11 protein-coding genes are annotated in these 13,604 nt (G+C 67.4%); 4 read left to right on the plus strand and 7 right to left on the minus strand.

Features of this window, described 5'->3' with window-relative positions; genetic code table 11:
* Positions 1–8: 8 nt before the first annotated feature.
* The 3 genes from K6V06_RS12150 to K6V06_RS12160 form a co-directional block, all read right to left on the minus strand.
* A complete protein-coding gene (locus K6V06_RS12150; RefSeq protein WP_222243719.1) occupies positions 9–776 on the minus strand; it encodes a tetratricopeptide repeat protein in 768 nt (255 codons plus the stop codon).
* 219 nt (positions 777–995) lie between these two features.
* On the minus strand, positions 996–3,344 hold the full coding sequence (locus tag K6V06_RS12155; RefSeq protein WP_222243721.1) for an MBL fold metallo-hydrolase: 2,349 nt from the start codon (positions 3,342–3,344) through the stop codon (positions 996–998).
* A gap of 161 nt (positions 3,345–3,505) precedes the next feature.
* A complete protein-coding gene (locus K6V06_RS12160; protein WP_222243723.1) occupies positions 3,506–4,147 on the minus strand; it encodes a DsbA family oxidoreductase in 642 nt (213 codons plus the stop codon).
* Between the two features lie 192 nt (positions 4,148–4,339).
* Here K6V06_RS12160 and K6V06_RS12165 point away from each other — a divergent pair, with 192 nt between their 5' ends.
* The gene (locus K6V06_RS12165) at positions 4,340–5,332 is read left to right on the plus strand and encodes a tripartite tricarboxylate transporter substrate binding protein (protein ID WP_222243725.1); all 993 of its coding nucleotides are present in this window, start codon (positions 4,340–4,342) and stop codon (positions 5,330–5,332) included.
* Between the two features lie 178 nt (positions 5,333–5,510).
* Here K6V06_RS12165 and K6V06_RS12170 read toward each other — a convergent pair whose 3' ends face one another.
* Positions 5,511–6,452 (minus strand): LysR substrate-binding domain-containing protein, encoded by a 942-nt coding sequence (locus tag K6V06_RS12170; protein WP_222243727.1) that lies wholly within the window; start codon positions 6,450–6,452, stop codon positions 5,511–5,513.
* A gap of 110 nt (positions 6,453–6,562) precedes the next feature.
* Between K6V06_RS12170 and K6V06_RS12175 the strand changes: the two genes are divergently transcribed.
* Together K6V06_RS12175 and K6V06_RS12180 are read left to right on the plus strand one after the other, a co-directional pair.
* Entirely contained in the window at positions 6,563–7,645 is a 1,083-nt protein-coding gene (locus tag K6V06_RS12175) for a tartrate dehydrogenase (protein WP_222243729.1), read from the plus strand.
* A 36-nt stretch (positions 7,646–7,681) separates the two neighbouring features.
* Positions 7,682–8,479, plus strand: coding sequence for an AAC(3) family N-acetyltransferase (locus K6V06_RS12180; RefSeq protein WP_222243731.1), 798 nt, complete (start codon positions 7,682–7,684; stop codon positions 8,477–8,479).
* A 63-nt stretch (positions 8,480–8,542) separates the two neighbouring features.
* On the opposite strand, the gene K6V06_RS12185 is transcribed toward K6V06_RS12180, so the two are convergent.
* Complete coding sequence (locus K6V06_RS12185; protein ID WP_222243733.1) at positions 8,543–8,965, minus strand: FKBP-type peptidyl-prolyl cis-trans isomerase; 423 nt, start codon at positions 8,963–8,965, stop codon at positions 8,543–8,545.
* A 213-nt stretch (positions 8,966–9,178) separates the two neighbouring features.
* Here K6V06_RS12185 and K6V06_RS12190 point away from each other — a divergent pair, with 213 nt between their 5' ends.
* A complete protein-coding gene (locus tag K6V06_RS12190) occupies positions 9,179–11,374 on the plus strand; it encodes a TonB-dependent receptor (RefSeq protein WP_222243735.1) in 2,196 nt (731 codons plus the stop codon).
* Positions 11,375–11,415: 41 nt separating this feature from the next.
* On the opposite strand, the gene K6V06_RS12195 is transcribed toward K6V06_RS12190, so the two are convergent.
* Both K6V06_RS12195 and K6V06_RS12200 read right to left on the minus strand, forming a co-directional pair.
* A complete protein-coding gene (locus K6V06_RS12195; RefSeq protein ID WP_222243736.1) occupies positions 11,416–12,324 on the minus strand; it encodes an alpha/beta fold hydrolase in 909 nt (302 codons plus the stop codon).
* Between the two features lie 171 nt (positions 12,325–12,495).
* A complete protein-coding gene (locus tag K6V06_RS12200) occupies positions 12,496–13,578 on the minus strand; it encodes an Ldh family oxidoreductase (protein ID WP_222243737.1) in 1,083 nt (360 codons plus the stop codon).
* Between the last annotated feature and the right edge of the window lie 26 nt (positions 13,579–13,604).

Consider the following 13,604-nt stretch of genomic DNA (forward strand, 5'->3'; position numbering starts at 1 on the left):
CAAGCGAATCAGTGAGGGCCAGGATGGGTGTGTCCGCCATGGCGCGAATGCCCATCCGCGTGGTGTTCCTCATGCTCGTGGTCGTCGTGCGGCGCGACCCCTTCGCGGGATTTCAGCGTCCAGAACTTCGCCTGGGCCAGGTCCTGCTGCACGCCGCGGCCCGTTTCGTAGGCGATGCCGAGAGTGCGCTGCGCGATCGGGTTGCCTGCCTCGGCCGCGCGTTTCAGCCAGTTGATGGCGGTCGGCATGCTGCGCCTGACGCCCCGGCCTTCCGCGTACGCGACGTACAGCTCGTACTGCGATTTCGGCGCGCAGCGGTCGTTGCTGGTGGCGGTGCGCTTGTACCACTGAAATGCTTGCGCGTGATCCTGCGGCGCTCCCCCAAGGCCGTTCTTGTAGAAGTCCCCGAGCATGCATTGCGCAACGACGGCGCCGCCGGCGGCAGCCTTGCTGAACCACTGGAAGGCGAGCGGCAGGTCCTTCGGCACGCCGCCGCTGCCGTTCATGTGCAGGAATGCCAGATCGACCTGTGCGGGGCCGTGCCCGTGCTCGGCGGCCCGCTGCAGGTAGCGCAGCGATCGGACCGGGTCGAACGCGTCTCCGGACAGCCCCTTGTAGTACTGGGCCACCTCGTATTCCGCGGGAGCGAAGCCTTGATCGGCCGAGGCGACATACAGCTCGAATGCGCGGCGCCGGTCCATGGCGACGCCGCTGCCCCTGGCATGGCGCTGGGCAAGCTCGTACTGCGCGGCGGCATTGCCTCGTTGCGCCTGCATTTGAAGCGGTTCGAGCGAGGCGGAGGCCCGCGCGCCCGGTGAACTGGCAGTTGAAGGGGCGGCAGCGCTGGCGGGTGCCGGTATCGCACAGCAGAGGCACGACGCGAGCACGAGAGCGCGGATCGAAGGCAGCGGGATCATGGGCGGACTCGGGTGGCCGGATGGAGAGGATCGGACATCGGGAGGCGAGCGGCCTTGCGCCGCTCGCCTCGTCCCGCCTTACTGGAACGTCTTGCTGACGTCCGCCGGCACCACGATTTCGCTGGCAGGGGTGAGCGAAATGGTCACGGTCTGATCCTTCGCGATGGTCGCCAGCACCTGCTGCGCTTCCGCCAGCGAGCCAAGCCGCTGGGTGCGCAGGACCTCCGGCGGATGGAAGGTGCCGCGCGCGGCGTGGATCGACTCGACCGGCCCGCCCTTGTAGGTGATGTTGCTGCCGGTCCCCGGGCTGAACTGCAGCAGCCCTTCGGGGATAATTCCCTTGTAGCCGGCGTCCTGCACGTCGATCGAGACCTGCACGTAGTAGCCGTTCGGGTCATTGACGAAGGTATCCGAATTGCTCGGAATGCCCTGTGCCAGCAGCGGGATCAGCGGGTTCTTGTTCTGCGCCGCGACAAAGCCCTGGATGATCTTGCCGCCATCGAGCAGCTTCGCCCGCACGGACGTCAGGCCAGCTTCCCGTCCCGGCTTGAACGGGCCTGACGTTTCCAGGCTCTTGTAGGACGGATTGGCGGCGTCGCTGCCCTTGTACGAAATGACCGAACGGCGCTTTTCCAGCTGGTTGGCGAATTCGCTGGTGATATTGACGCCGTTGACGACGGGCGAGTCGTACACCTTCGAGCGCATCGCATCCATCATCGTCAGCGGCTTGCCGGCGTTCTGCGGGTCGCGGTTATACGCCTTCAGCGCCTGGTAGACCTCGACGATGGGGAACTGGTTGGTGTGCTGGGGCGCAACGAAGTCGACATCGACGCTGTTCTGCAGATAGCTGAAGCCGTGCTGGAACGACAGCCGGCGCCAGCCGTTGTCCGGGGTAGGCGTGGTCAGGCCGTTGACCCCATAGCCGCCGTGATAGCCGAACGTGTAGAACTTGCCGTCGTCGGGATTGCGCACCTTGAACAGCATGTTGGTGGTGCCCGGCGTATGGCCCGGAGACCAGATCACCATGATCTGCACGTTGCCGAAGTCGTACCACTTGTCGTACTCATAGAAGTTCGTGGTACGGGTGCGGACAACGGTTTCGTTTTCGGGCAGTGCCCCGGGAATGCTCCAGCGGTTGCCCTGCGGATCGGTCTCGATGCCGATAGTGTCCTCGCGCGAACCCCACAGCGCGACGGACTTGCCGGCGTTGTCCATCATCTTCAGCTGTTCGGCGACGGTACCGTAGTGGTCCAGGTGCCCGTGCGTGAGCCAGATGTCGGTCACGGCGCGCGGGTCGATGCCGACCAGTTCCATGTTCTTCCAGTACTGGTACCCGCTATTGGGCCAGCCGGCATCGACCTTGATCAGCTTGTCGTCGGCGGGATCGTTCGGGGTACCCATGTCGGCCTTCAGCAGATACGAGGCGACCTCGTTGTCGCCAACGTAGTACATGGTGTCCCTGACCATTTCGAACGGTTCGGTGCTGCGGGTATACGGCGCGGTGGTCGGGGAGGTCGCGTTGATCGCGCTATACGGCTGCCCGGAGACGGGATCGTTGCCCTTGTCATCGAGCAGGACGCTGCGCGTTGGCACATCCCAGACCGGCTTGCCGTCGGATGTGGACTGCGGCGTGAAATACCAGATGGCGATGACCTTGGCGTTGGCCGCATTCTGGTAGTTGTCGTCGAACAGCAGATAGGCGGCCTGGCGCGAGGTGGTGCCGTGGTGGTAGTCGGCGGTCACTGGAATCGAGGCGAAATCGGCGGCGGCGCTGCGGCTGTAGTCCTCGGTGTTGACGTTGAAGACCTTCACGTCGGGAGAGACGGTGTAGGTTTCCTCGTAGCGCTTGATCGGGGTGTCGTAGGGGCGTCCGGCGATATCGGCGGTGACGATGCGGCCGTCGCCGACGGTGATCGAGTTTCCGGTCTTGTTGTAGATCCAGCCCGCCGCGACCATGGCGCCGGGTTTGTCGTTGTGGCGGGTCACCGCAGCGCCGTACCTGGCCAGGTTGAACTGGGTGGCGCCCGCCGTGCCCTTGGAGAGGATGACGTTGAAGGTCCGCTGCGCGTCCTGAGGCACCGTCGCGCTGTCGGGGCTGCTGCCCGGAATCCAGTCGACCAGATCGCCGGGGGCAAGGCTAGCCTGGAGCGCTTGGGCGGCGCCGGCGGGCAATGCGCCGGTGGAGATCGTCCGGACGCCGCCGGGCGTGAGGATGCCGGCCTTGACCACCTGGGCGCCGGATGCGTCGGCGGCAACCTGGGGCGCCTGGACCACCAGTCCGGCGGAACGGACGACCTGCGCGGTCGGCGGATTGGGATTCGGCCCGGCTGGCGGTGGCGCGTTGTCGTCCCCACCTCCGCAGCCAAAGAGGGTGGCTACCGCAATCAGGACGGGCAGGGGCGCCCAGGGTCGTGTTGCTGTCTGCATGTCTCTCTCCTTGTGGTTGTGGCCCTTGCGACATACCGCCGACAGCAAGATGCCCGCTCGGATGTTAACGTTAACAAGCGGGCACTCCCAATGCGTGTAAACGCTGGCGTGGCAAGCGCTTTAGTGACTCTTTCGTGACTTTGTGGTTCTTCCCGCGGGGTTCACTCGAGTTCGATGACGCGGCGGACGGCGTCCTCGAAGGCGGCGACGGGCTGCCCGCCGGTAATCAGATACTTGCCGTTGAAGATGATGGCCGGAACCGAGTGGATGCCCATGGCGTGATTCTCGCGCTCCTGCTCGCGCACCTCGTCGGCATGCGCGCCGCTGGACAGCACCTGCCGCGCCTGCTCGCCGTCGAGCCCCACGGATTGCGCAGCGCCGACCAGCACCTCGTGGTCGCTCGGGTTCTTTCCTTCGGTATGGTAGGCGCGCAGCAGTGCCAGCTTGAGCGGCAGCTGCTTGTCCTGCAGCCCGGCCCATTGCAACAACCGGTGGGCGTCGAAGGTGTTGAAGGTGCGCACGCGTTCGCCGAACGTGAAGCCGACCTCGGCGCCGCGCTCGCGGATCATCGCCTGCGTTTCCGCGATCTGCGCGGGTGTGCGGTTGTATTTCTTCCCCAGATACTCGACGATGACTTCCCCTTCCGGGCCCATGTCGGGGTTCAGTTCGAAGGGGTGGATGGTGATGTCCGCCTGGACTTCCTCGCGCAGGTTGTCCAGCGCGCGCAGCAATGCGCTCAGGCCGATGGCGCACCACGGGCAGGTGATGTCGGAGACGAAGTCGATTGTCAGGGCGTTGGTCATGGCGGTTCGGCGAAAGGCACTGGGAGCGCGCGGGATGCGCGCTCCTCGATAGCCGCAGCGTAGCCGGAAATGCCTGCGCCTGCCGGCGGGCGATGTTCAGCGAAAGGCGGGGCGGACGTATCATTTCGGTCCGCCGCTTCGCCGTATCGTCCGGCACGCCACAGATCGACCGCTACCGACCGAGGAAAACCCATGCGCTTGTTACCCCGCTTGTTACCCCGTCTGTTTTTGTTGCTCGCCACCGTGGCGCTGGGCGTCACACCTGGGCTAGCGCACGCGCAAGGCGATTTTCCGCAACGGCCCATCAAGCTGATCGTACCGTTTGCCGCCGGCGGAGCGACCGACGTGCTTGCCCGTCTGCTGGCTGCGGACATGGGTGAGAAACTGGGACAAGCGGTAGTCGTCGAAAACAAGCCGGGCGGCGGCACCATGGTGGGGGCGGCGCTGACGGCGAATGCGCCGCCCGACGGTTATACGTTGCTGCTGGCGGCGAGCACGACATTGACGCTCAATCCGGTGATCCGGCCGAGCCTGCCTTATGACCCGCTCAGGAGCTTCACGCCGATCGGGCAGGTTGCCGACATGGCGCTGGTGCTGCTCGCGGGTCCGGCGACGAAGGTGACGACGTTGAAGGAGCTGGTGATGCAGGCGAAAGCCGCGCCGGACCGCTTTTCCTACGGCTCGTTTGGCGCGGGCTCGTCGGTGCATTTCGGCGGCGAAATGCTGAAGTCGGCGGCGGGCATCCGCATGGTGCACGTGCCCTTCAATGGCAGCGCGCCAAACCTGACGGCGCTGGCAGGCGGACAGGTGCAGGTGGCGGTGGATACCATCGTCGCTTCGTTGCCACTGATCAAGGGCGGCAAGATCCGGCCGCTTGCGGTGCTGTCGCCGCAGCGGCTGCCGGCGCTGCCGCAAGTCCCGACGGTGGCGGAGAGCGGCTATCCGGGTTTCCAGATGGGAACCTGGTTCGCGCTGGTGGCGCCCGCCGGTGTGCGGGACGGGGTGCGGGCGAAGCTGGAGACGGCGCTGGCCGAGGTCGCGACCGCGCCGAAGTTTCGCAACCGGATGGTCGAGCTTGGCTTGACGCCGGCGCATGCGGATGGCGCCGCGGTGACCGCCCGGATCGAGCGGGAGCTGCCGCAAATGCGGGCGGTGGCAGCGCGGGCGGATATCAAGGCGGACTGAGGCGTAAAAAAGCCGGCCATCGCGACCGGCTTCGGTTCGCCGACAGCGCCTGAACGCAAGCGCTGCGAACCCTCTCCCCCGGCCCCTCTCCCGCGCGCGGGAGAGGGGAGCAAACCGGCGCGAGCCTGGAGGGGTGCCGCTGCAGCTTGTGCGGGGGCGTTCGAGCGTGGCGGCGCGGCTACTGCCGCGCCTTGCGCGTCATGCCCGGCGACTGCTGCAGGTACTGGCCCGGCAAGTACGTCTCGAGCCAGTCGATGCAGACCTTTATCTTTGCCGACGATTCGAGCCGTTCCGGATACACGGCCCAGACGTTGGCTTCCTGGTAGTAACCGGGCAGGACCTGCCGCAGTTTGCCGGCCTCGATCAGCGGCCCCACATTCCACATCGAGCGCAGCAGGATGCCGCGCCCTTCGACGGCCCAGCCCACCGCAATCTCGCCATGGTTGGTGGACAACTGCCCGCGCACCTTGACCGCGGCCTCGCCGCCGGGCCCACGCAGCCGCCATACGCCGAAGGCGTGATCGCGTTCCTTGATGATGAGGCAGTCGTGGTTCGCCAGATCGCCGGGCGTGCGAGGCGTGCCACGGCGCCTGAGGTAGGCATCCGAGGCGCACAGGACGCGGTGGTTGGCCGCGAGCTTGCGTGCGATATGGTGCGGCGCGATTTCGTCGCCGATGCGCACGTCCAGGTCGAAGCCCTCGGCGCCGACGTCGACGAGCCGGTCGAACACCTCGAAGCGGATGCTCAGCGCCGGGTAGCGCTGGGCCAGCGCGGAGATGGCGGGGGCGACGACCTGCCGACCAAAGCCGAAGCTGCTGCAGATGCGCACCGTGCCGCGCGGCGCCTTGCGCCTGGCGGAGAGGTCGTCATAGAGATGATCGACGTCGCCCAGGATCTTCTGCGCCCACTGGTAGGTGCGCTCGCCGTCCTCGGTCACCACCACGCGCCGGGTCGTGCGGTTCAGCAGCTTGGCGCCGACCGCCGCTTCCAGCGCCTGCACGCGCTTGGTGATGTAGGCCGCGGACATGCCGAGGTCGAGCGCGGCGGCGGCAAAGCTGGAGCGCTGTGCAACATGGACGAAGACGCGCAGGTCTTCGAGATTCGGCAGCCGATTATGCATGTTTCGTGAATTGAAACTTGACGGATGGGCCGATTATGCACCGCGGGACTCTCTATACTGACGCAAACGTCGATACCGATCGTTTCCCAATCTCTTCTGGACTTGTGACCATGACGACCCGCCTGTTCAAGATCGCCGCGCTCGCCGGAGACGGCATCGGCAAGGAAGTGCTGCCCGAAGGCATCAAGGTGCTGCAGGCCGCCGCGCAACGCTTCGGCATCACGCTGCAATTCGATTCGTTCGACTGGGCGAGCTGCGACTACTACATGCAGCACGGCAAGATGATGCCGGACGACTGGAAGAGCACGCTGCAGGGCTACGATGCGATCTTTTTCGGTGCGGTCGGCTGGCCCGCGCTGGTGCCGGACCATGTGTCGCTGTGGGGCTCGCTGATCAAGTTCCGCCGCGAATTCGACCAGTACATCAACCTGCGGCCGGTGCGACTGTTCGATGGCGTGCCGTGTCCGCTGGCCAATCGCAAGCCGGGCGAGATCGACTACCTAGTAGTGCGCGAGAACACGGAGGGTGAGTACACCTCGATCGGCGGCATCATGTACGAGGGCACCGAGCATGAGGTGGTGCTGCAGCAGGCGACCTTCTCGCGCCGCGGTTCGGACCGGCTGCTGCGCTATGCCTTCGAGCTGGCGAAGAAGCGCCAGCGCAAGCATCTGACGCTGGCGACCAAGTCCAACGGCATCGCCATCAGCATGCCCTGGTGGGACAAGCGCGCCGATGCGGTCGCGCAGGACTATCCGGAGGTGACGGTCGACAAGCAGCATATCGACATCCTTTCCGCGCGCTTCGTGCTGCAGCCCGACCGCTTCGACGTGGTGGCGGCGACCAATCTGTTCGGCGACATCCTGTCCGATCTCGGCCCGGCCACGACCGGCACCATCGGCATCGCGCCCTCGGCCAGCCTGAACCCGGAGGGCAAGTTCCCGTCCCTGTTCGAGCCGGTGCACGGCTCCGCGCCGGATATCGCCGGCCAGGGCATCGCCAATCCGATCGCGATGATCTGGTCGGGCGCGCTGATGCTGGATTTTCTTGGCCACACCGAGGCGCACGATGCCATCCTCGCGGCCATCGAGACGGTGCTGCGCGATGGCCCGCACACGCCGGACATGAAGGGGAGCGCCAGCACGGCGGCTGTCGGCGACGCGATTGCGGGGATCGTTGCGGGACAGTCGCGCTGACAGGCGCGCTGACGACAGACACCTGGGCCGGAACGCATGAGCGAGCCTGCTGCCTTCCCCACCACGGTTGCCACGCCGGAGGGGATCGTCGGGCAATTGCGAGCGCTGGGCGTGATGCCCGGCGATGTGCTGCTCGTGCATGCCTCGCTGCGCAGTGTCGGACCGGTAGCCGGCGGTGCGGCGGCCCTGATCGGCGCGCTACAGGAGGCGGTCGGGCGCAGCGGTACGGTGGCGATGCCGTCGTGGACCGGGGATGACGATCGCGTCTTCGACCCGGCCACGACGCCGTCGGCGCCGGACCTCGGCGCGCTGGCCCGGCTGTTCTGGCAATCCGAGGGGGTGCAGCGAAGCGATCATCCCTTCGCCTTTGCTGCCGCCGGCCGGCATGCGCGGGAGATCGTTCGCGGTCCGCTGCCGCTGCCTCCGCACGGCCCGGATAGCCCGGTTGGCCGCATCCATGCGCTGGATGGGCAGGTGCTGCTCCTGGGGGTGGGGCACGACGCCAACACGACCTTGCATCTGGCGGAGGTGATGGCGGGGGTGCCTTACGGCGTGCCGGGGTATTGCACAGTGGCCGGCGCCGGCCATGTGGTGCGGGTGCGGTATCGGGAGAACGACCACTGCTGCCAGCGCTTTGCGCTCGCCGATGAGTGGCTTCGGGAGTCCGGACGGCAGCGCGAGGGCCCGGTCGGGCAGGCGCACGCGCGGCTGATGCGCGCGCGGCATCTGGTCGAGGCCGCCATGACGGCGCTGGCGGACGATCCGCTGGTCTTCCTGCACCCGCCCTCGGCCGATTGCGAGGAGTGCGACGCGGCCCGGCGCTCGATCGGATGATCGGGCGCGGGCCGCGCCGGCCTCAAGGTAACAGGACGGGGCGCCCGCCCCGCGGCAGGCGCGTCAGCCGCCGATGCCCAGCAGTTCCACTTCGAAGTTCAGCGTCGCATTGGGCGGAATCGTGCCCGGCACGCCGCGCGGGCCATAGGCGGTCTTGCCCGGGCACACCAGCTTCGCCTTGCCGCCCACCTGCATCTTCTGCACGCCTTCGGTCCAGCACGGGATGACGCGATTGAGCGGGAACGAGATGGGCTGGCCGCGCTTGTAGGAGCTGTCGAATTCGGTGCCGTCGGTCAGCGTGCCGCGGTAGTGCACCTTGACGGTGTCGGTGGCCCTGGGGGAGGCGCCATTGCCTTTGGTCAGGTGTTCGATCGTGACGCCGGAGGGCAGGGTCTGCGTCGCGCCGGTGTCGGCGGCGTGGGCCGTGGCGGACAGCGTGGCAATGGCGAGGCAGCAGAGCAGGGCGGCACGGATGGGGCGATTCATCTGGAAGATCCTTCGGTTCGGTCAGTTGGCCAGGAAGAACCGCAAGGATAAGCCGCCACGGGCGGCGCGTCACTCCCGGAGGTCTGCTGAGGGCTGGCAGGGTCCGCCTGCGGTCCGCTTCGGGGCCGGCGCTCTTCGTGCGGCCATGTGTCGCATTCCATGTGCCGGGCCCAGTGCCTAGAATCGGTCGCTTCTGCCGCTCGATTTCTTGCCATGTCCTCTGCCCCGACGCATTCGGAGGCTTCGGCCACCGCCGCCTCCTACCGTCATCGGCGCACCGCACCGCTGGCGCAGCGCCGCGGGTCATGGACGGCAGCAAGCCTGCTGGCAGCCGCCGCGGTGACGGTCCCGCCGGCCCGCGCACAGGACATGCAGGAGCAGGAGCTGGCGCCGGTGACGGTCAGCGCCGAGGCCCAGACCCTGCTGGAGGAGCCGGTCGCCGCGGGATCGAACCTGGGGCTGAGCGCGATGCAGACCCCGGCCAGCGTGGACACCATCGCCCGCGACCAGCTGGAGGAGCGTGGCGACGCGGACCTGATCGACGCGGTGACGCGCGCGCCCGGCCTGTCCGAGCTGGCGCACCCCGGCAATGGCGGCTCCGCGCTGTCGGCGCGCGGCTTCACCGGCTCGTCGTCGGTGATGCAGCTCTACGATGGCGTGCGCCAGTATGGCGGCGTGGGCGTGACCTTCCCCTTCGATACCTGGCCCGTAGAGCGCATCGAGGTGCTGCGCGGGCCCGCCTCGGTCATCTACGGAGAGGGGGCGATCGGGGGCGTCGTCAATGTCGTGCCCAGAAAGCCCACGCGCGGGGCGATCCGCAACGAAATCCAGGCGACGGTCGGCACCGAAGACACGCAGCGGCTGGCGTTCGGCAGCGGCGGCGCGCTGGACGAGCGCTGGTCGTACCGCCTGGACGTCAGCGGCAACCGCAGCGACGGCTCGGTCGACTTCGGCGACTCGCGCAATCTGTCGCTGTCCGGGGCGCTGCAGTGGGACCCGTCTGCGGAATGGAGCATCCGCCTGAGCCACGCGCGGGGCTGGCAGAAGCCGGCGCGCTATTTCGGCGTGCCGCTGGTCGATGGCCGTCCGGCCCCGTCGCTGCGGGACAAGAACTACAACGTCGCCGATGCGCGCATCCGCTACGACGACCAGTGGACCGAGCTGAACGCGCAATGGACGCCCAACGACGCCACCACGGTGCGCTCCCGCGTCTATTACATCGACAGTGACCGGCACTGGCGCAATGCCGAGTACTACGACTGGCTGCCCGCCAGCGGACAGGTCCGCCGCTCGTCGTACACTGAAATCCTGCATGACCAATGGCAGCTGGGCAATACGACCGACGCGGTGTTCCGCCACGGGCTGCTCGGGATGCGCAACAGCGTGTCGGTGGGGTTCGATGTCAACCGCGCCTCGTTCCAGCATGCGAACAACTCGCCCTACGGCGGCAGCTCGGTGGTGGACCCGTACGACTTCGAGCGCGGTGGCTTTATCAATGTGGCCGGTACGTCCCCGCGCTATCGCAACGAGGCCACCCAGTACGCGCTGTTTGTCGAGGATCGGCTGGAAGTCACGCCACGCTGGTCGGTGCTGGCCGGGCTGCGCTACGACCATGCCCGTCTGTCGCGCGAGGATCTGGTCACGGGGCAGCAGTCCTTCGCTAGAACCTTTGCCAATGTGGGATGGCGTGCCGGCACCGTCTACAACGTCACGCAGGACCTGGCGCTGTACGCGCAGATTTCCGAGGCGGCCGACCCGGTCAGTGCGTTGCTGATGCTGTCCACCGCCAATAGCAATTTCGATGTCTCCACAGGCAGGCAGATCGAGGTGGGTGTCAAGCAGACCTTCCTGGGCAGCAAGGGGGAATGGACACTTGCGGCGTACCGCATTGTCAAGAAGAACCTGGTCAGCCGCGACGCTGCCGATCCCGCGCGCAGCGTGCAGATCGGCCAGCAGTCGTCGCGCGGCCTCGAGGCAACGCTGGGCATCAGCCTGCCGCGCGGCTGGCGCATCGACGCCAATGCTGCCGTGCTGGACGCGCGCTATGACGACTTTACCGAGTCGGCAGGCGGGACGGCGGTATCGCGCAATGGCAATGTGCCGACCGATGTGCCGGAACGGCTGGCGAACCTGTGGACAAGCTGGCGCTTCCATCCGCAATGGACCGCCGCGGCGGGGCTGCGCTACGTGGGGGCGCGCTATGCCGACCGGGCCAATTCGCTGCGGATGCCGTCCTATACCACCACGGACCTGCTGCTGCAGTGGCGGCCGCGCAAGGATCTGACGCTGTCGTTGCGCGGCTTCAACGTGTTCGACCGGCACTACTTCACCACTGCCTACTACAACCAGACGCAGTGGCTGCAGGGCCCGGGCCGCCGCGTCGAGCTGACGGCGAACTATCGGTTCTGATGACGCTGGCGGCGGTGCCCGTCGTAGCCGGGCACCGCCGGTCAGCGCGGGGCGGCCTCGCCCTGCAGGAACGGCAGCGCGCGTGCCAGCAACTGCTCCGGCGCTTCCTCGGGGATGTAGTGGCCGCAAGGCAGCGGCTCGCCGCGCACGTCGTCGGCGACCTCGCGCCATTCCTGCAGCGGCTGGAAGCAGCGATGCACCACGCCCTGCTCGCCCCACAGCACCAGCAGCGGCATCGCCAGGCGCCGGCCCTGTTCGCGGTCGGCGCGGTCATGCTCGAGGTCGATGCCGGCGGCGGCGCGATAGTCCTCGCACATGCCGTGCGCGGCGCCGGGCAGGGACAGGCAGCGCACGTACTCGGCGAACGCGCGCGGGTCGAACGGCGACAGTCCTGCGCTGCGCCGGCCCATCACGTCGCGCAGATAGGCGGCCGGATCGGTTTCGATCAACCGCTCCGGTAGCGGCGCGGGCTGGATCAGGAAGAACCAGTGCCAGTAGGCGCGGGCGAAGGCCTCGTTGGTCTTGCGATACATCGCCAGCGTGGGGGCGATATCCAGCAGCACCAGCCGCTGTACGGCGTCGGGGTGGTCGGCGGCGAGGCGGTGCGCAACGCGAGCACCGCGATCGTGGGCCATCACCGCGAATTGCGCAAAGCCAAGCGACTGCATCACCTTCACCATGTCGGCCGCCATGGTGCGCTTGCTGTAGTTGCCGTGGTCGTCGTCGCCGCGGGGTTTGGACGAATCGCCATACCCGCGCAGGTCGCAGGCGACCACCGTGTAGCGCTGCGCCAGTTGCGGCGCCACCTTGTGCCAGATCGCATGGGTCTGGGGATGGCCGTGCAGCAACAGCAGCGGCGGGCCCTCGCCGCCGACGACCGCGTGCAGGTGCAGATCGCTGCCCACTTCGACGCGGATGGTGCGAAAGCCAGGAAAGAGAGGTGCGGACATGGTGCTCGCTTGCAATGGCGGGATGCGGGCATTCTAGGTCACGAAGGCTCCCGGATTGTGTGCCGGGAGGAACCACATTCTTTCCCGTAGGGAACGAATCTGCTTTGCCCGCTACCCGTGACCAATGCGCGGGGCACGAACGACAGGCGCCGGGTCGAAGCCCGATGCGGATTATCCCCGTGCCGGCGGCATCTCGATCCCGAACTTGTCCAGCCATGGCCGCAACAGGGGAACGATTCCTGGATTGAGCGCGACGCCATGTTCGAGCTGCGCGGCCTTGCGCTCCAGCGCGGCCTGTCCCGGCAGGCGTACCCGTTCCACGCCGGGGCGAGGCCGATTGTCCTGGCAGGCGGCGGCGATCCAGTCCATCTGATGGGCGAAATCCGCCTCGCCAGCGAAGGCGGCAGGATCGAGAATCTGCAGGAACACGGTATTGCCCCAGCGCTTGCCCGGGTCATCGCGGCCATGGCCAGCAAGGCCGGCGGTCAGCACCTCCACCATCAGCGACAGCGCGAAGCCCTTGTGACCGACGTCGAGCCCGCCGAGCGGCAGGATCGAGCCGGCGTGCGGAGGCTGCAGCACAGTCGGGTCGTTGCTCGGGTTGCCGTGCTCGTCGAGCAGCCAGGGATGCGGCAGCGTCTTGCCTTCCCGGTAGAGGCGGGTCGTCAGACCGACGGTGGTGATCGAGGTGGAAATGTCGACGAGCACCGGGCCGCGCGCGGTCGGAAAGCCCACCGCCACCGGGCTGGGGGAGAACAGCGGCTGCGTGCCGCCGAACGGCGCGACCATCTTTGCGGCCGGTGCGGACGAGTACAGCAGCATCACCAGGCCGGCACGCGTCGCGCGCTCGAGATAGGCGGCAAGACAGGCGATATGGTGGCTGCGGCGGATGGTGACGGTGCCGGTGCCGTAGTCGCGCGCCTTGGCGATCGCCACATCGAGCGCACGCAGCGTCAGCCAGGGGCCGGGCAGGCGCTTGCCATCCCAGGTGGCCACGGCGGCCCGATCGGAGACGACGTCGTAGTCCTCGCGCACCAGCATGCTGCCGCTATCGATCTCGGCCAGATACACGGGCAGCAACTGCAGGCCATGAGTGTCATGGCCCATCAGGTCGCCCTCGATCAGGATGTCGGCCACGTCTGCCGCCCGGTCGGCCGGCATGCCCGCGCGCTGGAACAGCGCGGCGGCCATGGCGCGCAGGGCGCTGGCATCATAGCGGGGGCGATCCGGGGAAGGTGCGGTGGGGTTGGCCATGGTGTCTCCTGATTGTCGGTGTTTCC

It is taken from the genome of Cupriavidus sp. AU9028 (assembly GCF_019795295.1).
Lineage (GTDB): Bacteria > Pseudomonadota > Gammaproteobacteria > Burkholderiales > Burkholderiaceae > Cupriavidus.

Excerpts from the sequence above, each read along its gene's own strand:
- K6V06_RS12155 (WP_222243721.1), bottom strand. The coding sequence starts at position 3,344 with ATGCAGACAGCAACACGACCCTGGGCGCCCCTGCCCGTCCTGATTGCG.
- K6V06_RS12190 (WP_222243735.1), top strand. The coding sequence starts at position 9,179 with ATGTCCTCTGCCCCGACGCATTCGGAGGCTTCGGCCACCGCCGCCTCC.
- K6V06_RS12175 (WP_222243729.1), top strand. The coding sequence starts at position 6,563 with ATGACGACCCGCCTGTTCAAGATCGCCGCGCTCGCCGGAGACGGCATC.
- K6V06_RS12185 (WP_222243733.1), bottom strand. The coding sequence starts at position 8,965 with ATGAATCGCCCCATCCGTGCCGCCCTGCTCTGCTGCCTCGCCATTGCC.
- K6V06_RS12200 (WP_222243737.1), bottom strand. The coding sequence starts at position 13,578 with ATGGCCAACCCCACCGCACCTTCCCCGGATCGCCCCCGCTATGATGCC.
- K6V06_RS12195 (WP_222243736.1), bottom strand. The coding sequence starts at position 12,324 with ATGTCCGCACCTCTCTTTCCTGGCTTTCGCACCATCCGCGTCGAAGTG.
- K6V06_RS12165 (WP_222243725.1), top strand. The coding sequence starts at position 4,340 with ATGCGCTTGTTACCCCGCTTGTTACCCCGTCTGTTTTTGTTGCTCGCC.
- K6V06_RS12150 (WP_222243719.1), bottom strand. The coding sequence starts at position 776 with ATGCAGGCGCAACGAGGCAATGCCGCCGCGCAGTACGAGCTTGCCCAG.
- K6V06_RS12170 (WP_222243727.1), bottom strand. The coding sequence starts at position 6,452 with ATGCATAATCGGCTGCCGAATCTCGAAGACCTGCGCGTCTTCGTCCAT.
- K6V06_RS12160 (WP_222243723.1), bottom strand. The coding sequence starts at position 4,147 with ATGACCAACGCCCTGACAATCGACTTCGTCTCCGACATCACCTGCCCG.
- K6V06_RS12180 (WP_222243731.1), top strand. The coding sequence starts at position 7,682 with ATGAGCGAGCCTGCTGCCTTCCCCACCACGGTTGCCACGCCGGAGGGG.